Here is a 22,332-nt window from a genome sequence, read left to right as displayed (position 1 = left end):
CCGGTAAAAGATGCGCCGTCTTTGTAACAAGTACATAAATTCGCTGCGCCGAACTGTGGTGCAGCGTACGGAACGGGTCAGAGTTGCATGCTGGCGGCACGCGACGGCTGACGCCGACAGGCTTGTGGCGTTTGCGTGGGCTGCGGCGGTGGATCGCCGATCGGCGGCGCAACCGGTTCGACGGGATCCGGAGTCGGACTTGGAATCGTATCGGGCTCGCCCGGATCCGGCGACGGCGGCTCGATCGGTTCAGGGCGATGAGCGTGCATCGGAAGAGGAAGCGAAGAAACGGTGGCGTATTCCAGCATGTCGGCACCTCGTTCGGGTTCCATCGAATCGAGCAAAGCCCATGCCGAATCGAACGCAGAAGAACCGCCAGCTGATTGATGAAGTACGCTTCGGCGCGCGCAGCGCCGCGACTGTCGCTTCAGCGCCTCACCGAGGCGAAGCCGATGGCTCCACCACACCCAACCGAAGCCACTGGTTTCCCATGCAGACCCGTCCGCGACGCACGTAGTGCGGAGTGGGAACTGATGAGCCCCATGTCACACGCGAATGGAGGTGCGCGAACACGGATTCCAGATGCACCACTACCCGTTGCAAACTACGGTGCCCACTTAGCATCAGTGGTTTGAGCTGCTTTCTTTTGCCTACTTTTTCTTTGCAGCCGGCAAAGAAAAGTAGGTGCCTGCCCCGCACAGGGGCGAACACTAATAGACCACTAACAATTCAAGGAAAAGCACAAAACGCAGAAACACAAACAAACACTCACCGCCAAAGGCAAAAAAACAACCTCACCCCCCAGCCCCCCCCAAAGCGGGCGACTCATCAGCAACATCACCCTCATCCCGCGCATCATTCCCATACTCAACGAGACGGTTATAAAGCGTCTTCAAACTAATCCCAAGAATCTCAGCAGCCCGCGTCTTCACGCCCCCACATTGCTCGAGCGTAGCCAGAATCAACTGCCGATCCGCCTCGGCAAGCGAAGTGCCAAACGGAATCGTAATTGCCGTACCGGCGGCAGGCTTCGACAACGTGATCTGCAACGGCACCGTCGCCGTACTGTCCGAATCCGAACCCGACATGATGTGCGCGCGCTGCACATAGTTCTTCAACTCGCGCACGTTGCCCGGCCACGGATACGACATCAGCATGTCCTTCACGGCGGCCGGGAAATGCTTCTTCGTGTTGTGACGCTCGTTGAGTTCGTCGAGAAACGCCTGCGCCAGCAACTCGACGTCCTTACCCCGGTCGCGCAGCGGCGGCAAGCTGATCGGAAACACGTTCAGCCGGTGGTACAAATCGAGCCGCAACTTGCCCTCCAGCACCGCCTGCTCAGGATCGCGGTTAGTGGCCGCAATCAGGCGCACGTCCGTTTCGATTTCCTTGGTCGTCCCGACCCGCATGAACATGCCCGTTTCCAGCACGCGCAGCAACTTCACCTGCAACTCGGTCGGCATTTCGGTGATTTCGTCGAGGAACAGCGTGCCGCCATTCGCGCGTTCGAAATAACCTTTGTGCTGACGGTCGGCACCGGTGAACGAGCCGCGCTCGTGGCCGAACATTTCCGATTCGATCAGGTTCGGCGAAATCGCACCGCAGTTCACCGCGAGGAACGCGTGCTTGCGGCGCAAGCTGAGTTGGTGCAGCGTCTGGGCGGCGACTTCCTTGCCGGTGCCCGACTCGCCCACCAGCATGACCGAGGCCGCTGTCGGCGCAACGCGGCCGACCTGGTCGTAAACCTCCTGCATAGCCGGCGAATTGCCGAGCATCAACCCAAAGCGGCCCATGCGGCGCAACTCGCCGCGCAAAGTGCCGATTTCCGCCTTCAGGTCGCCGGCGCGCGGCAAGCGTGAGAGGATCGCCTTCACGCGCTGCATGTTGATCGGCTTCACCAGATAGTCGGTGGCGCCCATCTTCAACGCGTTGACCGCCGACTCCACCGTGGCGTGGCCGGTAATCACGATCACCTCCACGCCGGAGCGCGGATCGAGATCTTCAAACAGATCGACTCCGCTGCCGTCGGGCAGCTTCAGGTCGGTAAACACGACGTCCGGTATCTGCCGGACCAGTTGAATGCGCGCTTCGCGCAGATCGCCCGCAGTGGCGGTAGTCAGACCGTCTTCCCCGATGATGGCGGAAAGCGCCTCGCGGGTACCGGCATCGTCATCGACAATCAGTACGTGTGGCATCGCGTCTCGAAAGCCAGAAAGCGTGAATAGGGGACATGCAAAACCGCATGACGGGAAGCCGGCCGGCAGCATGCCATCGCGCCGTATGCGCACTCGGATGTGAGCACACGCTAACGTTCCGTAGCCGCGCCATGACTCCGACTTGACTCAATGCCGCAACAATCGATTGGGCAAAACCCCAAAAAAGCACGATATTGTTGCCTATTTACCCATTATACGGCTTTATCGAGACAAATTTGTCATGTGCGCCAGGTGCCGTTCGCAGAAACGGCACACCGGCGCGGCCGCGCACGCAAGGCGCTGGTTCCGATCCTCAACCGCGCGGGAACGGCCAGGCGCCGTCTTTGCCATTCGAACGCACCGGGCCATTTGCGCCATGCGCGGTATGTGGCGTGGACAGGCCGGCGCCCGCCGTCACGCTGCCGGACGACGCAGCCGGCGCCTCCGCTCCACCCTCGCCTTCCCAGCGGCTCAGGTCACGCGCGGCAGAAACCTGCGCGGCACGGTTTCGCTGCAGGTGGCGCACGGCCAGAAACCCGCCGAGGGCCACCAGCGCGCCGAAGAAGCCAATTTTGGGTCGTGCCATCGTGGACTCCTTGTCATCGTCAAACGGATCAGCGTCGGGCACTGCGCGTTAGCGCCTGCTGAGGACGCCAAGCAGGAAGCCGGTACCCGCGGCAATACCGATCGAGCGCCACGGGTTGCGCCGCACATAGCGTTCAGTATTGACGGCCGCAGCCCGGTAACGCCGCTGTGCGTTCTGCTGCGCATCGCCGAGCGCCGATTGCAGGGTTTCGACATGCGCCCCCAGCCGCTCGCGTAACGCATCGACGCCTTCGCCCGGCACGTTGGCGGCAAGCCGAAGCATCTCTTCCGAGTCTGTCAGCAGCACCCTAAGATCTTCGACAATTTTCCGCCTACCGAGTGCTAACTGTTGCGTCGTGTCAGTCATCATTCACTCCTTCCGAATTCGGTGTTCGCATCCTGTTTCCGGCATGTCGCGGACAATCGGAGAGCCGCATCCGCCGCCGGCGCGCTTCGAACAGAGACGCTCAAAACGCACGCATATCGGATGCCCGGCGCAACCGCCGTGCCCGGTAAATTTGCCGCTCCCATTCGATACCGACACGGGGCTCAGGCACTTTCGACCGGTGGTGTGCCGGACTATTTCGCCGACCGTCACATGGATTGCCGCAAGCGGCGCCAAAGTGGTTAAATCGGATTTCTGTGAGATAGTGACCGTACGGTCCGTCTTGCTTCAAAGCCTGCGCCGCAACACCGAACCCCATTTGCACAGGACCCCGTCTATGGCGTCAATCGATCTGGACTCGCCCACCGTCTCCGCCGGCGGCAATGCGTCGGCACAGACGAAGCAGCGCGTCGCGGACGGCGTCGCGGGACTGAAATCGTACGGGCTGCTGTATGGCTCGTCGCCGGTGATGCTCGATCTTTACGAACAGATCGAACGCGTCGCCAGCACGGACGCGACCGCGCTGATCATCGGCGAATCCGGCACGGGCAAGGAGCTGATCGCCCGCACGATTCACGATCAAAGCAGCCGCAAGGACGCACCGTTCGTCGCCGTGAACTGCGGCGCGATTCCGGACGAACTCATCGAAGCCGAATTGTTCGGCCACGAAAAGGGCAGCTTCACCGGCGCGGTCCAGGGCCGCATCGGCTACTTCGAGCATGCGAACGGCGGCACGCTGTTTCTCGACGAAATCACGGAAATGGCGCCGGTGCGCCAGGTCAAGCTCTTGCGCGCGCTCGAAACCGGCACGTTTTTTCGGGTCGGCGGCAACGAACTGATTAGCGGTAACGTACGCGTGATCGCGGCGACGAATCGCGACCCCGCGGTGGCGGTAAAGGAAAACGGCCTGCGTGAAGACCTGATGTACCGGCTCGCGGTTTTCCCGTTGCGCGCGCCGCCGTTGCGCGAACGCGAGAACGATCGCGAACTGCTCGCTCAACACTTCCTCGCCTTGCTGAATCAGCAGGAAAACGCGAGCAAGAGCTTCAGCAAACGGTCGATCGAAACCCTGCGGACCTGGTCGTGGCCGGGCAACGTGCGCGAGTTGAAGAACGCGGTATATCGCGCGTTCATTCTCGCGGAGAAGACGGTCGAGTTGCCGCATCCGCACCTCGCATCGCGTGTGAAAAAGCCCGTCACGCAGGGCGATGCGATGAGCGTGTGGATCGGCACGCCGCTCGCCGATGCGCAAAGGCAGATCATTCTCGGCACGCTCAAGTATTGCGGCGGCGACAAACGGCGTGCGGCCAAAGCGCTCGGCGTGAGTCTGAAAACGCTTTACAACCGTTTGAGCGCATACGGCGGCGAAGAAGGCCCGGACGAAGAAAACGAGCAATAAGGCGTACCGGGGGCTCACGCGGTTTGTTTGTTTGTTTGTTTGTTTGTTTGGTTGGTTGAGCGTGAGCGTGAGCGTGAGCGTGAGCGTGAGCGTGAGTTTTCAGTATGCGCGCCGTCTGCTTTTTGCGTCCTTCTTCTGCGCGTGTCGTGCATTCACCCTCTCTGCCGAAACAGCAGGTTTCGCGCGCCTGTCATCTCACAATTAATCCCTTCGCATAACCAATCAAATCGGTTTGCTCTCACCAGAAACCGATTTGACTCGCACCATCTTTTGCAATTGCTTGCACTTTCCCACTGCCAATTACAAATGGCATCCTGCAAAATGCGGCAGCGCATGGCGCAACGATAAGGAAGACGTGCTTTTCGCGCACGCACCGTCGACACACTCGAAACACATGTGAACGGTGCGTGAGCGAAAGGCATTTGCACGAGCAGGGACAGGGAAATGCAAAAAAGTATGGTGCGGGTCGAATGGGCAAAACGAACAACCAGCGCGTCCAAAGCGGCAACACGCGAACGTCCGAATACAACAGCGCTCGTCGCGTTGGCCGTGGCGATCACGTCGGCGTTGAGCGGCTGTAGCTCGCTCTACACGGAAGGCGCCACCGCCGGCGCCGGCATCGCGGGCGCCGCGCTCGCGGCCAAGATCACCAGCAATGCGGCAGTCGCCACCGGCATCGGTCTCGGCGCAGTGGCCGCAGCCCGTGCCGGCGTGCAGTACTCCGAGCGCGTGGTTCACAAGAATACGCAGGACGGCATTGCCAAAATCGCCGGACCGCTCGAAGTCGGCGCGATCGCACCGTGGAGCGTGACCCACTCGATGCCGATCGAAGACGACGAACACGGCCGCGTCACGGTCAGCCGCACGATCAGCGCCGGCGCGCTCGACTGCAAGGAGATCGTCTTCTCGGTCGATCAAACCGCTACCAAGAATGTGCCGGCGAGCAGCGCGTTCTACGTCGCGTCGATCTGCCGCGATGGCGACAACTGGAAATGGGCGTCGGCGGAACCCGCTACCGAACGCTGGGGCGCGCTACAATGAAAGCGCTGTCGCGTCCACCTCTCCGGAATGAAGACACGCCGTCCGAGTTGTCGCTCGTCGATGGCGCGCGTACCGCCCTGATTCCGCGCATGCCTGCTGCGGAGCGCTCCGGCAACCGGCTGCGGCTCGTGCTGGCCGGCGCGCTCTGCGTCGGCGCCAGCCTGCTGACGAGCGGCTGCTCGTCGGTCGGCGCGGCGAGCGGTGCTGCAGCCGGCGTCGCGTCAGGCCTCGTGACCTCGAATCCGGCGGTCGGGATCGGCGTCGGGATCGCCGTGCAGGCCGCAACCGACGAAGCCGTCGGCCGCTATATGCGCATCATGCACACCGATCAGCAAAACATGATCGCCGCGTTGGCAGGGGCGATGCCGGTCGGCGAGACGCGGCCCTGGGCGGTCAAGCACACGCTCCCAATCGAGAACGGCCACGGCCAGGTGCGTGTGACGCGAGCGTTCAGCTCGGCACTCGCACTGTGCAAGGAATTCGTGTTCTCGGTTCAGGACGGCGACGGCCCGAACGCGCACGAAGACTGGTACACCGCGAGCGCATGCCGGCAGGACAAGGGCTGGAAGTGGGCGTCGGCGGAACCGGCGGTCGAGCGCTGGGGCGCTCTGCAATAAAAAAGCGGCAGGATCTCCCCTGCCGCCTTTTGCTCGAAGCGTCTTAATCAACTCGACCGGATTTAAGACTCCACGTCTTCCAGACTGAAGATTTCGGTCTGGTCGTTGTACGAGAAGATCTCGCCATAACGGCCCCAGTTGATGACTGCGTCGAGCGTCTCTTCCGCGGCGCTGTCCGACAGAAAATCCTCCAGCTCCTGCTCGAAGCGCACGCGCGGCGCACGATGTCCCGGCCGTTCGTTCAACACCTTCTTGATCCGCGCGGCGAGCGGCACGTGGCGCAGCAGATGTTCGGCGAACATCATCTTGCGCTCCTGGGTGCCGAATTCAGAGAACACGCGCGCCGGCGGCGTCAGGAAAATATCCCCTTCGCGGATGTCGGCAAAGCCCAGATGCTGCAGCACTTCGGCAACCGGGAACAGATCGTCCACCTCCAGGTGCAGTGAGCGGGCGATTTCCGGCATGTCGGCACGGCCGTGGTACGGCGCGGCGGCCAGCGTTTCGATCAGACCGGCCATCAGGTTGGTCGACACATGCGGCAGCCAGCTGTGCAGCTCGAGGCCCTTCTTGGTCTTTTCGTCGGTCTGACGCGCGGTCATCTTCGCGTAGATCTCGTCGACCAGCCGGCGGAATGCCGGGTCGAGGCGGTTACGCGGATGCTTGAACGGCACCTTGATCTCGGCGATCACGCGGCCCGGATTGGACGACAGCACCAGAATCCGGTCGCACATGAACACCGCTTCCTCGATGTTGTGCGTGACGATCAGCACCGCCTTGATCGGCATGCGGCCTTGCGTCCACAGGTCGAGCAGGTCGGTACGCAGCGTTTCGGCGGTCAGCACGTCGAGCGCGGAGAACGGCTCGTCCATCAGCAGCAACGTGGGGTCGACCACCAGCGCGCGCGCAAAGCCGACGCGCTGACGCATGCCGCCCGACAACTCGCGCGGATACGCGTTTTCGAAACCGTCGAGACCGATCAGGTCGATCGCCGCCAGCGCGCGCGTACGGCGATCACTCGCGCCGACGCCTTGTGCTTCGAGTCCCGCTTCCACGTTTTGCAGCACGGTCAGCCACGGGAACAGCGCGAAGGTCTGGAACACCATCGCCACGCCCTTGGCCGGGCCGTCGAGCGGCTTGCCCATATACGTGACTTCGCCGTCGGTCGGCTCGATCAGACCGGCGATGATGCGCAACAGCGTCGACTTGCCCGAGCCCGACCGGCCCAGCAAACCGACGATCTCGCCTTCGCGCAGCGACAGATTCGCGTCGTCGAGGACCAGCAGCTCGCCCTGCGACTTGTTGAACCCGCGGCACACGTCCTTGACGCGCAGAATCTCTTCACCGAGGCGCGGCGGCATCGGCGGAGTCTGAATCGGCGCAGCGGTCATAACAGCTTTAGGATTTTGCATCGCGTTTAGCCTTTAATTCTCAATCTAGCCGGAGCTTCGCTTCAGCGTAGGCGAACATCGGACGCCACAGCAGGCGGTTGAACAGGGTCACGAACAGGGACATCACGGCGATGCCCACAATGATCTTCGGATAGTCGCCTGCTGCGGTGGTCTGCGCGATGTAAGCGCCCAAGCCATGCGCGGCAAGCCTGGTGTCGCCCCACTGGACGAATTCAGCAACGATACTGGCGTTCCACGCACCGCCCGACGCGGTAATCGCACCGGTCACGTAATACGGGAAAATGCCCGGCAGCATTGCTTGACGCCACCATTGCCAGCCGCGAATGTGGAAGTTCTTGGCCGCTTCCCGGTAGTCGTTCGGATACGAACTCGCGCCGGCAATCACGTTGAACAGGATATACCACTGCGTGCCGAGCACGATCAGGGGCGACAGCCAGATGTCCGGGTTCAGATGAAAGCGCACGATGACGATAACGAACACCGGAAACAGCAGGTTCGCCGGGAACGCGGCGAGGAACTGCGCAATCGGCTGCACCTTCTCGGCCAGCGCCGGCCGCAGGCCGATCAGCACGCCGATCGGCACCCAGATCACCGAGGCGATGGCGATCAGCACCGCCACCCGCAGCAAGGTGATGAGCCCCAATACCAACACGTGCCAGACTTCGTCGAGCGACACGCCGGTCCGCACGTACGTAATCACGCGATACACCACATAAACCGTGGCAAGCAGCACCACGGCGGCCCAGACAAGGTCGCCGACGCGCGAGCTCTTCTCGCGCTGCGGAATCTGGAAACGCGGGGCGTTAAACGCCGGCAACGTGAAGTTGACGCGCGCGGCCTTGGCGAACATCCAGCCGAGCGGCACCAGCAGACGGTGAATCAGATGAGTGCGGCGGATCAGGTCGAGCAGCCACGATTCCGGCGCATCGCCCGAGCTGGTGGTTTCCATGCGGAATTTATCGGCCCATGCGACGAGCGGGCGGAACATGAACTGGTCGTACGCAAGAATCACGACCGTCATGGCAAGGATCACCCAGCCGATTGCATGCAAATTCTTATCGGAAATCGCCTGCGCGAGGTAGGCGCCGATCCCCGGCAGGGTGATCGTATTGTTGCCGACCGTGATGGCTTCCGATGCGACCACGAAAAACCAGCCGCCCGACATCGACATCATCATGTTCCAGATGAGGCCCGGCATCGAGAACGGCACTTCGAGTTTCCAGAAGCGCTGCCATGAAGTCAGATGGAAGCCGCGCGAAACTTCGTCCAGGTCGCGCGGCACCGTGCGCAGCGACTGATAGAAGCTGAACGTCATGTTCCATGCCTGGCTCGTGAAGATCGCGAAGATCGCCGCCAGTTCGGCACCGAGCACCCGGCCCGGAAACAGCGCGAGGAAGAACGTGACCGTAAACGAAATGTAGCCAAGCACCGGCACCGACTGCAGGATGTCGAGAATCGGCACCAGCACCATGCCGGCGCGGCGGCTCTTGGCAGCCAGCGTGCCGTACACGAGCGTGAAGATCAGCGAGGCGACCATTGCAGCCAGCATGCGCAGCGTGGTGCGCATGGCGTACTCGGGCAGATTCGACGGGTCGAGCGAGATCGCCTGGGTCTTGAGCGTCGACATCGGCGCCAGGGTCTCGTGAAAGCCGATCGCCGCCATCGCGATGATGCAGATGATCAGCGGAAAGGCAACGAAGTCCCAGCGATTGGGCAACACCCGCCATGCCGAGGCATTGGCTGTGCGCTTCAGGTTGAAGCTGAAATCCATCAGACGCTCTCCCTATTCATACAGGTACTCAAACGCACGAAGGAGGCCGCGGTTTCGGCGCGGCAGTCTGAAAGTCGGTCCGGAAAACGGAAATCAGGCATGGCAAAACGCATGTGCACGGTAAATCGTTAGCGTTGGAGAGACACGTGGACCGGCGACGGACCGGTCCGTGGGCAAGCCCGCCTGGGACCGCTACCGTCAAGCCGGGCTCCTGTCGTCGCAGGCGCCGCCCGAAGGCTGGCGGGCTTTCCTTGTTTTGGACGGCACGACACTACACCATCCTATGTTTCAGGCACAACCTTTCGCCGCAAATAGCAGCAAATAGCGGCGAACCTCCCGGCAACGGCCTTCGACCGACGACAGTGACGCGTGTGCGGCGAGCTCTCTACCGTCGCGCGCCGGCCACTTCCCCAGCCCTCGGCATTGCGGCGCGAACGGATTTCAAGCATCCGGAAAGCCCGCGCAGCCATTCAGAAAGCTGACGCGCTGCCGTTAAGAACCTGATGGGCAAGGCGGACGCACTTCGCATTACCGCAATAACGGTGGCGTCAGGCCCCATGACGGTTAAAATCAAGAGACGGCACGCCGCTTCGCGGTCAGGCCGGCCCACAACGCGGCGCACACCGAGGGCGCTCCGCCAGCGGCACCCACACCGGCGAAACAGCGCCATCGCGCTGCTACAAAAGAGCTATTTGCATGTCACAGCCAGACGAATCAGAGGGCCGATGAACAGGACAACCTTGCGCCAGGCAACCGGACCGATCAGCTTCGTGCTGATCGTGCTCGTTTGCTGGTTCGTGGCCGGCATGGTCGCGGACCGGATGGTACAGCAAGAGCTGGACGCGGCTTTGCGCACGCAGCGCCAGATGTCCACGTCGATCGTCGACAACATGGCGGAGGTGATCGCCAGCGACCTCGCCATGGCCCGCGCCATTCCCGCGACCATGGCCGAAATGGACCTGGTCCAGCACGCGCTGGCGCAATCCCAGAATTATGCCGCGAACGGCGAAGCGGCGGAACCCGCCCTGCGCGCCGCGTTGCTGAAAGACCCACACATGCTCGCCGTGGGCGATTTCCTGCACGACGCGCAAGGCTTCTCCGGGCTCGACCAGGTCTGGCTCGTCAACGCCAACGGCGTCTGCGTCGCGTCGAGCAACTCCGTCAACAGACCGCTTGCGGCGGAGCACTCCTTCGTCGGCGCCGATATGCGCACCCGCGGCTACCTGACGAACGCCCTGCTTGGCGCGTTTTCGGAAGCCTACGGCGTCGGCCGCCAGAGCGGCGAACCGGGCATCTTCATCGCGGCGCCGGTGTATGCCGACGGCCTGCTGGTCGGCGTGGTGGTGGCCAAGGTAGGGATCGCGCGGCTGCGCCACTGGGTCGCGCATGCCGGCACCTTCGTCGCCGATGAAAACGGCGTCATCATCATGGCGCACAACAGCGCACTCGAAGGTCACGCGCTGCCGAACTCGCACGCCACGCAGATGAGTGCCGCCGAGCGCCTGACCATCTATCGCCGCGACATCCTCCCCGACGTCCAGATCCAGGTCGACACACGGGTGCGCGAACAGGCGCCCTGGGTGCCCGCAAGCGTCGCCGAACAGCTGTTCGGCATGCGCGAGCAGCCAACGCCGTCGCTGTACCAGGCACGCGGCGGCCTGAACTCGGGACTGTCGGCGCACCTGGTCGATCCGCTCGCGGCCTGGCCCGAACTGCTGCGCAATCACAAGCGCGACCATCTGCTGGTGTTTCTGACGCTGGCCGGCACCGTCGCGCTCGCGTGGGTCATCACGGTGTCGTACGTGCGCGAGCGGCGCCACCATCGCGCCACGCGCGACCTCGCGGAACAATTGCAATCGGCCAACACGCTGCTCTCGGCCGAGGCGCGCCACGACGCCTTGACAGGCGCGCTGTCGAGGCGCTACTTCCTCGACCTGCTGCGCCACGAGATCGAACGCGCGCATGCGGGCAACGAGCCGCTGTGCATGGCGATCGCCGACCTCGACCATTTCAAGCAGATTAACGACCGCTTCGGCCACGCCGCCGGCGACCGCGCGCTCGAACATTTCGTCGACACCTGCCGGGCCGAGCTGCGCGGCACCGATGCGATCGGCCGGCTGGGCGGCGAAGAGTTCGGCTTGCTGCTGCCGACCACGGACCTGGCCGGCGGCCGCGAAGTCGTCGAACGTTTGCGCCTGCGTCTAAAGGCGATTCCTTCGCCGAAGTTGCCGCCCTCGGTGGGTTTGAGCGTGAGCATCGGCATCACCGAACTCTCGTCCGACGATCTGCCCGAGCGCATCATGAGCCGCGCCGACATGGCGCTTTACGCGGCAAAGTCGGGCGGCCGCGACCGCACCGAAGCCCTTCCGCCCGACGACACCGCGCCGCCCGCGCGAACGGTAGCCAACGCCTGGTGACGCCAGCCGAGGGCACCCGATAATCCGTCCAGGCCGCTGCGCCGTCCGCGCCCGGCTGCATGCAGCCGTCAATACAAAGCAAGTGCAAAGCAAGTCGCGGCCTCGGGCTTCCCGTAACGAAGCAGGTATCATCGACCCTGACATAGAGGTTGCCGCTACCGCTCTAACGGGAGATTCGCATGAAGGGAAATCTGGTCATCGTCTGTCGCGATCAGGATGCTGACGCGTTCGACCATCTGCTGGCCGAATATGGCGCGTTCCAGACGCGCTTGTCGTCGACCGCGTGGTACCTGAAGCTGGAGGTCGCGCCGGAACTGATTCAGGAAGAGATACTCGCGCGTCTCGGCAAATACACGACACACTACATCTTCGAAGCCGAAACGGTAACGTGGAGTACGGTGGACGGTGATGCGGCGAATGCGTTGAACACGCTGTTTTCAGACTAGCGCAAGGTTTGCCGGGCGCGCATTCCAGACAGCGCATCGGGCATTGCATTGCGGACGCCGCATTCGGCACTGCATTGCGACCATTGCATCCGGACATTGCGTTCCGGCACTGACACTGCGGGGCCGGCGCCTGCCGCCCTTGCCCCGCTCAACTCCAGGCGTTTTCCGAAGCCGCCGCGACACGCGGCACCACTTCGAACGGAAAGCTCATCAAGACCCGCAAGCCACGGCCACCGTGGTTGCCGATCTCCCACGCCCCACCCGCACGCCGCACCAGACGCTCGACGATCGCGAGTCCCAGCCCGCTATGGCCGTTGCCGCCACGTGCCGGGTCGAGCCGGACGAACGGCCGGCTGGCATTGATCAGATCCTGCGCGGCGATACCGCTGCCGTTGTCGCTCACCGAAAGCGTGAAGCCTTGCGCCGTGCGCGCGGTGGCGACGACGATCGGCGGCGCGCCGTAGGCATGGGCATTGTCCAACAGATTCGACAGGATCCGGTCGAGCGTCGCCGCGGGCAACAGGAAACCCGGCCCCGCGTTGAGTTCGGTCTGCACGGCGGGCGCACCGGCCGCGACCGCGCGATAACTGCGGACCACGCGCTCGCACTGCGCGTCCACTTCGACGGCTTCGCTGCGATCGGCGCCGTCGTGTGCGAACACCAGAAACTGTTCGACGATATGCGTCATCGAATCGACGTCGCGCACCACGCCGTCGCGCATCTTCACTTCTTCCATCATTTCGGCGCGCAGCCGCATGCGTGCCAGCGGCGTTTTCAGATCGTGCGCGACGCCGGCCAGCATGACGGCCCGGTCGTGTTCAGTACGCGCCACTTCCTGAACCATCTGGTTAAAGCCGTGCGTCAGCTGCCGCAACTCGCGCGGACCGCGCTCGGGCACCGGCGGCACCGGCAAGCCGCGCCCGAAGCGCGCCACCGCCTGGGCGAGCGAGCGCAACGGCTGCTGCAGCGCCCACGCGGCGAAGAGCGCGGCCATCACCGCGAACGAAAAGATAATTGCGAGCCACAGCACCGTACGGTCGAGCGAACGGGGCGTGCGCAAAGGCTGCACCGGCACCACGATCCAACTTCGATCGGTGGTGGCGCGCACCCATAGCGTGGGCGGACGGCCAGGCTGGCCGATCCGCACGAGCGTGCCAGTGGGCATGCGATCGCGCACGTCCTCGATGAAGCGTTCGAGCGGGGGCGGCAGGTTGGTGCTATCCGGCGGCACGTCGGCGCTCGACGGGTCGACCAGCCTGACGCGCGACGGCAAAGGCTGGTCCGGCGTGCGGGCGACGTGCTGGCGCACCGCGTCGACGAGGAAGGTGGCTTCCTCGACTGCGTAGCGTGTTTGCAATTGGCTGCGCTCGAGCCGCATGAGCGCGTACCACGCGAAATGCGACAGCAGCAGCACCGCAATGACTAGCAGCGCGAGGCGCCCGAACAGCGAATCAATGGGCCGGCGCATGCTGTTCGCCATCCGGCACGAACACGTAGCCGCGTCCGCGCACCGTTTGAATGAAGCGCGGCGTGGACGGGTCGGTTTCGAGAATGCGACGCAAACGCCACACCTGCACGTCGATGCCGCGGTCGGTGCCGTCGTATTCCGGGCCATGCAGCAGTTCGAGCAGGCGCTCACGCGTGAGCGTGCGCATGGGGTGGTTGACGAAGATCTTCAGGAGCGCGAATTCGCTGCCCGACAGCGTGAGCGGCTTGTCTTCGAGATGCAGCGTGCGCGACTGAAAGTCCAGCGTGAAGCGGCCGAAGTTGAACGGTTCGCGCTGCTCCGGCGCCGCCGCCGACGGCAGCGTGCGGCGGCGCCGCAGCACTGCCTGCACGCGCGCCAACAGCTCGCGCGGGTTGAACGGCTTGCCGAGATAGTCGTCCGCGCCGAGCTCCAGCCCGACAATCCGGTCGACGTCGTCAGCACGCGCGGTCAGCATGATCACGGGAATGTCGTCGCCCGACGCGCGCAGCTTGCGCAGCGCAGTCAGCCCGTCTACGCCGGGCATCATCAGATCGAGCACGATCAGATCCGGACGCTCGCGTTCGAGCCTGCGCTCGAGCGTGCCCGCGTCGTGCAGCACCGAGACTTCGATGCCCTGACGGGCCAGATAGTCGCGCAGCAGATCGCGCAATTCGACGTCGTCGTCGACAACCAGTATTTGAGTAGCCATGGGATGAAGTTTAACGCGCAGCAGGAAGGGTTTTCGATTTCAGACGGCCCGCAAGGGTTACCGGGTGTTACGGTGAAAGCCGTACGTAATCACCCGTAACAGCCGCATCGCGCCACGTAACACAGCGCCGGACGCAGTTCTCTACGCTGTGTCTTACCGAATGCAGGCCGTCCACATGACCGGTTGCACTGTCGGCTATTCCATTACAGGGAGTCTTACATGTCCACCAAAAAAATGTCGCGCGTTCTCGCCGTTGCCGCCACTGCCCTCGCCATCGGCGCGGGCGCTGCCTATGCCGCACAACCCGCCGATCACGGCGGCCCCGGCGGCTGGCATGGCCACTTCATGAAGGAACTGACGCAACTGCACGATCAGTTGAAGCTGAACGCGGATCAGGAGAAACAATGGCAAGCCGCGCTCGACACCATGAAACAGAACCATGAGGCCATGCACGCCAACCACGAACAGATCAAGAACCAGATGAAGGCCGCGCAGCAACAGCCGATTCTCGATCTGAACGCCATGGCCACCGCGCATCAGCAAGTCGAGCAGAAAGACGCGCAACTGCGCCAGCAAACCACGGACGCGTGGCTCAAGTTCTATAACGGCTTGAACGACCAGCAGAAGACCACCGTCAGCACGGCGCTGAAGCAGCGTTTTGCGAAGATGGAAGCGCGTCACGAAAAGATGCGCGACCGCTGGGAGCATCACAAGGACGCAGCATCGGCGCCGGCTGCGAATCAGTAAGCGGGTCGACGTAGGCGGAAGGCGGCCGGTGCGGCCGTCGTCCGAATGCAGAAACGCCACGGAAAAACTTCCGTGGCGTTTCTGTATGCGCGCAACTCATGCTTCAAGCCGGGTTGCCCGTTGTCCGTTGCGCTTGCAACCGGCACCCCTCGAGCATCGGGCGATGAATGAGCGCCACCGTGGTCGGCCTTTACCGCACTGATCCACGCTTTCCCACATTTACCCGTTGAGGGGGCCGAGATCGAACAGCAGCACTTCGGCGCGCTCGCCCTTTTCGAGCGTCACCGTATCGGTTTCGCTGAGCTTGGCGGCGTCGCCGGCCTGGAGCGCTTCGCCATTCACGGTCAGCGCGCCTCGCGCCACGTGTACATACGCGAGCCGGCCCTTCGGCAACACGAACGTGGCCTGTTCCGCGCCATCGATCAGCGCCGCGTAAATCGATGCATCCGCGTGAATCGTCACCGAGCCGTCGCGCCCGTCGGGCGAGGCGATCACACGCAGACGCCCACGCTTGTCGGCATCGTCGAAGCGTTTTTCTTCGTAGCCAGGCTGATCGCCCGCGCGTTTCGGAATCACCCAGATCTGCAGGAGGTGCGCCGATTCGTCCTGCGATGCGTTGAATTCGCTGTGCTGCACGCCTGTGCCGGCACTCATGCGCTGCACGTCGCCGGGACGGATGGTCGAGCCGTTACCCATGCTGTCGCGGTGCGCGAGCGCGCCTTCTAGCACATACGTGACGATTTCCATGTCCCGATGGCCGTGCGTGCCAAAGCCCTGGCCGCCGGCGATGCGGTCTTCGTTGATCACCCGCAGCGGGCCGAAATGCACGTGTTGCGGATCGCGGTAGTCGGCAAACGAAAAGCTGTGATACGAGTCGAGCCAGCCGTGGTTGGCGTGGCCACGTTCGTCGGAACGGCGAATCTCGATCATGAGGGTCTCCCGGTGAGTCAATTAACGATGCCCAGAATGTATGGGCGCGAAGCGCGCTAAACAACGGGCAACGCCGCACCGGATCGTTTCATAAATCCGTGCAATCGCGCGGCGCGGCCGGCGCCGGCCGCGGGTAGTCGGCGTGGAGGCCCGTCTCGCCAGACAGGCATCCGATATCCGGACGCCGGCTTGTCGAACATCAACGCAAATGACTGCGCGCAAGCCTACCAGCCCGCGGCCCGCCATCGTCGCGCATGCACAACGCATGTGCCCGCCCATCGGCAGACGGCGCCGCCCCGCACTGGCGCCCTGCCCCTGTTCGGGTAAAATACCGCCCTTTTCGAGACGCGTGTGCGCCGAACGCGCGCCGGCGGGTCCGAAGCGACGCTCGCACGCGGCGCAACAATTTTGACCGCCTAGAATAGCGACGGCCGGCCACAAGCCGGCGGTCGTCGAGATCGGCACACCACGACGATCAGTTTGATCCAGGAGAAACATGAAGAAGGCCGCACTGTGCGTGGCGCTTGCCGTCATGGCCACCAGCGCGATGGCGAAAGAATGGAAAACCGTGCGCATCGGGGTGGACGCCAGCTACCCGCCGTTCGAATCGAAGGCGGCCAGCGGCCAGGTCGTCGGCTTCGACGTCGATTTGACGAAAGCGCTGTGCGCGAAAATGAACGTCAAGTGCGTGTGGGTCGAGCAGGACCTGGACGGGATCATCCCGGCATTGAAGGGCAAGAAGTTCGATGCGATCGTATCGTCGCTGACCGTCACGGACAAACGCCGCGAGCAGATCGACTTCTCCGACACGCTGTTCGACGCGCCGGCCCGCATGATCGCCAAAGCCGGCTCGCCGCTGCTGCCCACGGCTGCATCGCTGAAGGGCAAGCATGTCGGCGTCGAGCAGGGCTCGACTCAGGAAACCTACGCCAAGGCGTATTGGGAGCCCAAAGGCGTGACCGTGGTGTCCTACCAGAATCAGGATCAGGTTTACGCCGACATTGCTTCGGGACGCCTCGACGCCGCCTTGCAGGACGAATTGCAAGCCGACGCCGGGTTCCTGAAGACGCCGCGCGGCAAAGGCTTCGCCTGGGCCGGCCCGGAAGTGAAAGACCCAAAGACGATCGGTGAAGGCACGGCCATCGGCCTGCGCAAGGATGACGCCGCGCTGAAGGCGATGTTCAACCAGGCGTTGGCGCAAGTGCGCCAGGACGGCACGTTCAGGAAGCTCGAAAAACAGTACTTCGACGTCGACATCAATCCTGGCCATTGAGTGGGTGACTCACTCGGGGCTCGCCCGCATGGGCTTTCCCGAGGCTTCGTAATACAGTCGCAAGAGATTCAAAAGCAGCTTGAACAGCAGTTTCAGATGCAGCTTCAACCCCGATTCACGACGAGAGTCGAAAAGCGCGCTGCAAGACCGGCAACGGCCCTGCAGTCATGATTTGCACAGCGGTGCGCTGTGCGCCGCGGGAAACGGCGAGTCCAGGCTCGCGGCAAACGCGGTGCAGAGCTGGCCGCGTCTTTCGCGGTGCGTCACGAACGCATCGTCAAGGACCCCCTATGTTCCTTCAAGGCTACGGCCCGCTGCTTCTCAACGGCACCTGGCAAACCGTCAAACTGGCGGTGTTGTCGCTGGCGTTCGCTTTCGTGCTGGGCCTGCTCGGCGCGGCGGCGAAACTGTCGAAAAACCGTTTCTCGTATGGTGCCGGCACCGTCTACACGACGCTCGTGCGCGGCGTGCCGGACCTGGTGCTGATGCTGCTGCTGTTCTACAGCATCCAGATCTGGCTGAATAACCTGACCGACCTGCTCGGCTGGGACCAGATCGACATCGACCCATTCGTGGCCGGCGTCGCGGTGCTGGGTTTCATCTACGGCGCGTACTTCACCGAGACTTTCCGCGGCGCGTTCCTCGCGGTGCCGCGCGGCCAGCTCGAAGCGGGCGCGGCCTACGGCATGACCGGCTGGCAGGTGTTCTCGCGGATCATGTTCCCGCAGATGATGCGCTTCGCGCTGCCTGGCATCGGCAATAACTGGCAGGTGATGGTCAAAGCCACGGCGCTGGTGTCGATCATCGGTCTCGCAGATGTCGTCAAGGCCTCGCAGGATGCCGGCAAGGGCACATTGCGGTTCTTCTTCTTCACCCTGTTCGCAGGGGCGATCTATCTCGTCATCACCACAGTGTCCAACTTCGTGCTGATGTACCTCGAAAAGCGTTACTCGACCGGCGTGCGAAAGGCGGATCTATGATCGAGATCATTCAGGAATACTGGCGCAACTATCTGTATACCGACGGCTACCGCCTCACCGGCGTCGTGATCACGCTGTGGCTGCTGGTGGTGTCGATCGGACTCGGCTTCTGCCTGTCGATCCCCCTCGCGGTCGCGCGCGTGTCGAAGAAGAAATGGCTCGCCGGCCTGGTATGGCTGTATACGTACATCTTCCGCGGCACGCCGCTCTACGTGCAGCTGCTGCTGTGCTACACCGGCCTGTACAGTCTCGAAATCATCCGCAACCACGAGCTGACCAACGCGTTCTTTCGCGACGGCATGCACTGCACGCTGCTCGCCTTCACGCTGAACACCTGCGCGTACACCACCGAGATTTTCGCGGGCGCGATCAAGGCCACGCCGTATGGCGAGATCGAGGCGGCGCGCGCGTATGGCATGTCGTCGTTCACGCTGTACCGACGGGTGATTCTGCCGTCGGCGCTGCGCCGCGCGTTGCCGTACTACAGCAATGAAGTGATCCTGATGCTGCACGCCACCACCGTCGCGTTCACCGCGACCGTGCCGGACATTCTCAAGATCGCCCGCGACGTGAACTCGGCCACGTATCAGTCGTTCAATGCGTTCGGCCTCGCCGCCCTGCTCTATCTGTGCATTTCTTTTGCGCTCGTGTGGCTGTTCCGCCGCGCCGAGCGCCGCTGGCTCGCTTACCTGCGGCCGCAAGGCAAGTAAACAAGACAGGATGGGCGCTACGCCCCCAAGCAAGTAAGCCCGCCAAGGACCCCGATGAACACCAGGAAGCAAAAGCTCTTCGTCGACGAGCTTCACAAACAGTACGGCGACAACGAAGTCCTCAAGGGCGTGTCGCTGAAGGCCAACGCCGGCGACGTGATCAGCGTGATCGGCTCGTCCGGCTCGGGCAAGAGCACGATGCTCCGCTGCATCAATTTCCTCGAACAGCCGAACGCCGGGCGCATCTTCGTGGACGGTGAAGAAGTCCGCACGCAGATCGGCAAGGCCGGCGCGCTGCGCGTGTCCGATCCGAAGCAGTTGCAGCGCGTACGCACCAAGCTGTCGATGGTGTTCCAGCACTTCAATCTGTGGGCGCACATGAACGTGCTCGAGAACATCATCGAGGCACCGGTCAACGTGCTGGGTCTGAAGCGCAAGGAAGCCGAAGAACGGGCACGCGAGTATCTGGAGAAAGTCGGCCTCGCACCTCGTCTCGAGAAGCAGTATCCCTCGCATCTGTCGGGCGGTCAGCAGCAACGCGTCGCGATCGCGCGCGCGCTGGCCATGCATCCGGACGTGATGCTGTTCGACGAGCCGACTTCCGCGCTCGATCCCGAGCTGGTCGGCGAAGTGCTCAAGGTCATGCAGACGCTCGCCGAAGAAGGCCGCACGATGATCGTCGTCACCCACGAAATGGCGTTCGCGCGCAACGTGTCGAATCACGTGATGTTCCTGCATCAAGGCCGCGTCGAAGAAGAAGGCCATCCGGACGAAGTCTTCCGGAACACAAAGAGCGAACGGCTCAAGCAGTTCCTCTCCGGCAGCCTCAAATGACACTGTCGACCAGCCCGCTATTTGGGCTGTAGTCAAAGTAGTATTACAAGGCGCTTACTAGCGCCTTTTTTACTTCGCTCACCTGTGCATTCCGGCCGTTTTGGCCTCGAAAATGGCCCCAAAGCGGGCCCGAACCACCCTCTTTCCGCCCTACTCTGCCGCATCTTAGGCGTCAATAGTGGCAATCCTTAACGTTGCTCGCCTCAATCCGTGATTCCCTTGCGGCATAAGGGTTTCCCGTCTTTTTGGGGACGCTGCAACGCTTCCCTGTGCATATTCGTATTGCAATTTGGAGACACCGGCCCAAGCCGGTACTAATTTCTTCTCCCACCCTGGGGTATTTTTGATAAATTAGTAACCAAAGTAGCAAAACAAAGTTCATTAAAAGTAGTTTCACTTCAAAGCAACAGAGGAGAACCGGTCGGCGAGGGATCGGCATGGCGCGAAGAATGGCCCGCTGAGGCTATCCGTCACGGCAGGAGACCCAATCCACCCGCTAATCTCCCTGGTACCGATTTCTGTTCGGCGCGCTTGCGTCCGAACACCATTCGCAGTACTGGGTTTCACTTTTTGACAGGGTATGGAGGAGAAGATGAAGAAAGCATTGCTCGCCGCTGCGCTGATGACAGCCGGTGTAGTTGCGCACGCCCAAAGCAGCGTGACGCTGTACGGCCGCCTTGACGCTGGCATTGAGTACATGACGGGCGTTCCGCAAGGCACGGGTGCAAACGGCCAGGCAACGGGCAGCACGAATCGTTTCCGCGCGGAAAGCGGCGACTGGGGTACGAGCCTGTGGGGTATGAAGGGCGTTGAGGACATCGGCGGCGGCAACAAGGTTCTGTTCCAGTTGGAAGGCTCCTTCAACACCATGACGGGTGCAGGCCCTGGCGGCGGCGGTCTCTTCAATCGTTGGGCAACTGTCGGCGTGTCGAACGACCAGTACGGTACGTTCACGATGGGCCGCATGCTCTATATCTCGAACGGCGTGTGGGACTTCGACCCGTTCGGTCAATCGAGCTGGTCGTCGGCATCGCTGGTGCGTGGCCGCAACTGGCCGCAGTCGAGCAACAACTTCGCGTACCAGTCGCCGAAGATCGCAGGCTTTGACTTCTACGGTCAATACGCCCTGTCGAACGCAACGAGCTGGAACGGTAACGGCACGACCACTCAAGGTCGCGAAGCCGGCGCACAAGTCACTTACACGACCTCGCTGTTCCAGATTCGCGGCCTGTACGACGAAATCCGCAACCCGGCTAACGGCGGCCTGTACGGCCCGACCGGCACTGCCGTCAATACGGCCAACATCTCAACCGGCGTGTTCGCGGCATCGCGCGAATACTCGGCTCTCGTGAACGTGTTCCTCGGTCAGTTCAAGGTTCAGGCCGCTTACCAGGCTATCCGTTCGGCCGGCGCAACGGGCGTTCTCCCGGGGCAGCCTACTACCCTCGATCACGAATGGGGCGGTGTGACTTGGCAAGCAACGCCGGCTGCGGCGCTGATCGCAGCGGTCTATCACGTCAACGGCAACAATGGCGCAGGCAATGCGACGATCTACACGGTCGGCGGCTCGTACAACCTGTCCAAGCGCACGCTGCTGGATATCCAGATTGCTACGGCACGAAACAGCAAGACGGCTAACTACGGCCTGAATGCGAATAACTCGGGTACGGCAGTCGGCACGGACAACCCGCTGCCGGGTCATAGCCAAACCGGCGTGTACGCAGGTATTCAACACTCGTTCTAATCGAACGGTGTGCCCCAAGGGAACTTCCTTTGGGGCGCCCCCGGAAGAGACTTCCTTCGGGGTGTAGTCAGGATTTCTTCAAGCGAATCTTTTTCACGCTGCTGCGAGAGGCGCGTATCGGTGCGATGTCCGAAAGGGTATCGCACCGTTTTTTATTTGCGCGCACGGTTTTGCCACTGCCTCGACGCACCTGATCGGTGCGTGCGTGCGATGGATGCCAATACCGGCGCTTTAACTCTGCGCTTTAACCGTGCGAGTCGAACCGCTCAAACCGCCGCTTCGTTCTCCTCACCCGTGCGAATCCGGATCACACGCTCCACGTCCGCGACGAAAATCTTGCCGTCGCCGATCTTGCCGGTGCGCGCCGCACCGATGATCGCATCGATCACCTGATCGCACTGGTTGTCCGCGACCACCACTTCGATCTTCACTTTCGGCAGAAAGTCGACCACGTACTCTGCACCACGATAGAGCTCGGTGTGGCCTTTTTGCCGACCGAAGCCTTTGACTTCAGTCACGGTCAACCCCGTGAGGCCGACTTCAGCGAGCGCCTCGCGCACTTCGTCGAGTTTGAACGGTTTGATGACTGCAGTGATGCGCTTCATGGCGGACCTCATCTCGTGATTGGAAGGTTGAAGGGGAATGGATGATTTTTATTCTACGCCGCGCCGG

At 62.5% G+C, this 22,332-nt stretch carries 21 protein-coding genes; 11 read left to right on the top strand and 10 right to left on the bottom strand.

What is annotated here, in order from left to right; genetic code table 11:
• Positions 1 to 77: 77 nt before the first annotated feature.
• The 4 genes from DSC91_RS30085 to DSC91_RS30070 all read right to left on the bottom strand — a co-directional run bounded on the left by DSC91_RS30085 (position 78) and on the right by DSC91_RS30070 (position 3,147).
• Positions 78 to 308, bottom strand: coding sequence for a hypothetical protein (locus tag DSC91_RS30085; RefSeq protein WP_115782194.1), 231 nt, complete (start codon positions 306 to 308; stop codon positions 78 to 80).
• A gap of 486 nt (positions 309 to 794) precedes the next feature.
• Positions 795 to 2,195 carry a sigma-54-dependent transcriptional regulator gene (locus tag DSC91_RS30080; RefSeq protein WP_115782193.1) on the bottom strand — a complete coding sequence of 467 codons (1,401 nt, stop codon included), beginning with the start codon at positions 2,193 to 2,195 and terminating at the stop codon, positions 795 to 797.
• A gap of 313 nt (positions 2,196 to 2,508) precedes the next feature.
• Entirely contained in the window at positions 2,509 to 2,781 is a 273-nt protein-coding gene (locus tag DSC91_RS30075) for a hypothetical protein (protein WP_115782192.1), read from the bottom strand.
• Positions 2,782 to 2,829: 48 nt separating this feature from the next.
• The gene (locus DSC91_RS30070; protein ID WP_115782191.1) at positions 2,830 to 3,147 is read right to left on the bottom strand and encodes an ElaB/YgaM/YqjD family protein; all 318 of its coding nucleotides are present in this window, start codon (positions 3,145 to 3,147) and stop codon (positions 2,830 to 2,832) included.
• Positions 3,148 to 3,502: 355 nt separating this feature from the next.
• Here DSC91_RS30070 and DSC91_RS30065 point away from each other — a divergent pair, with 355 nt between their 5' ends.
• The 3 genes from DSC91_RS30065 to DSC91_RS30055 all read left to right on the top strand — a co-directional run bounded on the left by DSC91_RS30065 (position 3,503) and on the right by DSC91_RS30055 (position 6,222).
• Positions 3,503 to 4,564, top strand: coding sequence for a sigma-54 interaction domain-containing protein (locus tag DSC91_RS30065; RefSeq protein WP_115782190.1), 1,062 nt, complete (start codon positions 3,503 to 3,505; stop codon positions 4,562 to 4,564).
• Positions 4,565 to 5,008: 444 nt separating this feature from the next.
• Complete coding sequence (locus DSC91_RS30060; RefSeq protein ID WP_175171914.1) at positions 5,009 to 5,605, top strand: hypothetical protein; 597 nt, start codon at positions 5,009 to 5,011, stop codon at positions 5,603 to 5,605.
• An 89-nt stretch (positions 5,606 to 5,694) separates the two neighbouring features.
• The gene (locus DSC91_RS30055) at positions 5,695 to 6,222 is read left to right on the top strand and encodes a hypothetical protein (protein WP_115783555.1); all 528 of its coding nucleotides are present in this window, start codon (positions 5,695 to 5,697) and stop codon (positions 6,220 to 6,222) included.
• Positions 6,223 to 6,284: 62 nt separating this feature from the next.
• On the opposite strand, the gene DSC91_RS30050 is transcribed toward DSC91_RS30055, so the two are convergent.
• Positions 6,285 to 7,631, bottom strand: coding sequence for an ABC transporter ATP-binding protein (locus DSC91_RS30050; RefSeq protein WP_115782189.1), 1,347 nt, complete (start codon positions 7,629 to 7,631; stop codon positions 6,285 to 6,287).
• 19 nt (positions 7,632 to 7,650) lie between these two features.
• On the bottom strand, positions 7,651 to 9,402 hold the full coding sequence (locus tag DSC91_RS30045) for an ABC transporter permease (RefSeq protein ID WP_115782188.1): 1,752 nt from the start codon (positions 9,400 to 9,402) through the stop codon (positions 7,651 to 7,653).
• 725 nt (positions 9,403 to 10,127) lie between these two features.
• On the opposite strand from DSC91_RS30045, the gene DSC91_RS30040 reads away from it, so the two are divergent.
• Both DSC91_RS30040 and DSC91_RS30035 read left to right on the top strand, forming a co-directional pair.
• A complete protein-coding gene (locus tag DSC91_RS30040; RefSeq protein WP_115782187.1) occupies positions 10,128 to 11,819 on the top strand; it encodes a sensor domain-containing diguanylate cyclase in 1,692 nt (563 codons plus the stop codon).
• Positions 11,820 to 11,998: 179 nt separating this feature from the next.
• Positions 11,999 to 12,265, top strand: a complete 267-nt coding sequence (locus DSC91_RS30035; protein WP_115782186.1) for a hypothetical protein — start codon at positions 11,999 to 12,001, stop codon at positions 12,263 to 12,265.
• A 148-nt stretch (positions 12,266 to 12,413) separates the two neighbouring features.
• On the opposite strand, the gene DSC91_RS30030 is transcribed toward DSC91_RS30035, so the two are convergent.
• Both DSC91_RS30030 and DSC91_RS30025 read right to left on the bottom strand, forming a co-directional pair.
• Positions 12,414 to 13,733 carry an ATP-binding protein gene (locus tag DSC91_RS30030; RefSeq protein WP_115782185.1) on the bottom strand — a complete coding sequence of 440 codons (1,320 nt, stop codon included), beginning with the start codon at positions 13,731 to 13,733 and terminating at the stop codon, positions 12,414 to 12,416.
• A complete protein-coding gene (locus DSC91_RS30025) occupies positions 13,717 to 14,442 on the bottom strand; it encodes a response regulator (RefSeq protein ID WP_054035058.1) in 726 nt (241 codons plus the stop codon). Before DSC91_RS30025 ends, DSC91_RS30030 begins: the two co-directional genes overlap by 17 nt.
• A gap of 219 nt (positions 14,443 to 14,661) precedes the next feature.
• Here DSC91_RS30025 and DSC91_RS30020 point away from each other — a divergent pair, with 219 nt between their 5' ends.
• A complete protein-coding gene (locus tag DSC91_RS30020) occupies positions 14,662 to 15,189 on the top strand; it encodes a Spy/CpxP family protein refolding chaperone (RefSeq protein WP_115782184.1) in 528 nt (175 codons plus the stop codon).
• 219 nt (positions 15,190 to 15,408) lie between these two features.
• On the opposite strand, the gene DSC91_RS30015 is transcribed toward DSC91_RS30020, so the two are convergent.
• Positions 15,409 to 16,119: a pirin family protein gene (locus DSC91_RS30015; protein WP_115782183.1), complete on the bottom strand. Its 711-nt coding sequence runs from the start codon at positions 16,117 to 16,119 to the stop codon at positions 15,409 to 15,411.
• A gap of 496 nt (positions 16,120 to 16,615) precedes the next feature.
• On the opposite strand from DSC91_RS30015, the gene DSC91_RS30010 reads away from it, so the two are divergent.
• From DSC91_RS30010 to DSC91_RS29990, 5 genes are all read left to right on the top strand, one after another.
• Positions 16,616 to 17,392 (top strand): ABC transporter substrate-binding protein, encoded by a 777-nt coding sequence (locus DSC91_RS30010; protein WP_115782182.1) that lies wholly within the window; start codon positions 16,616 to 16,618, stop codon positions 17,390 to 17,392.
• A 290-nt stretch (positions 17,393 to 17,682) separates the two neighbouring features.
• The gene (locus DSC91_RS30005; RefSeq protein WP_115782181.1) at positions 17,683 to 18,372 is read left to right on the top strand and encodes an ABC transporter permease; all 690 of its coding nucleotides are present in this window, start codon (positions 17,683 to 17,685) and stop codon (positions 18,370 to 18,372) included.
• Entirely contained in the window at positions 18,369 to 19,082 is a 714-nt protein-coding gene (locus DSC91_RS30000; RefSeq protein WP_115782180.1) for an ABC transporter permease, read from the top strand. The genes DSC91_RS30005 and DSC91_RS30000 overlap by 4 nt, the downstream gene beginning before the upstream one ends.
• 54 nt (positions 19,083 to 19,136) lie before the next feature.
• The gene (locus DSC91_RS29995) at positions 19,137 to 19,916 is read left to right on the top strand and encodes an ABC transporter ATP-binding protein (RefSeq protein WP_115782179.1); all 780 of its coding nucleotides are present in this window, start codon (positions 19,137 to 19,139) and stop codon (positions 19,914 to 19,916) included.
• 592 nt (positions 19,917 to 20,508) lie between these two features.
• Positions 20,509 to 21,660: a porin gene (locus tag DSC91_RS29990; protein ID WP_115782178.1), complete on the top strand. Its 1,152-nt coding sequence runs from the start codon at positions 20,509 to 20,511 to the stop codon at positions 21,658 to 21,660.
• Between the two features lie 266 nt (positions 21,661 to 21,926).
• On the opposite strand, the gene glnK is transcribed toward DSC91_RS29990, so the two are convergent.
• Entirely contained in the window at positions 21,927 to 22,265 is a 339-nt protein-coding gene (gene glnK / locus DSC91_RS29985; protein WP_006048444.1) for a P-II family nitrogen regulator, read from the bottom strand.
• Between the last annotated feature and the right edge of the window lie 67 nt (positions 22,266 to 22,332).

Source organism: Paraburkholderia caffeinilytica, from assembly GCF_003368325.1.
GTDB lineage: Bacteria > Pseudomonadota > Gammaproteobacteria > Burkholderiales > Burkholderiaceae > Paraburkholderia > Paraburkholderia caffeinilytica.
This window is presented reverse-complemented; position numbering and strand designations above follow the sequence as displayed.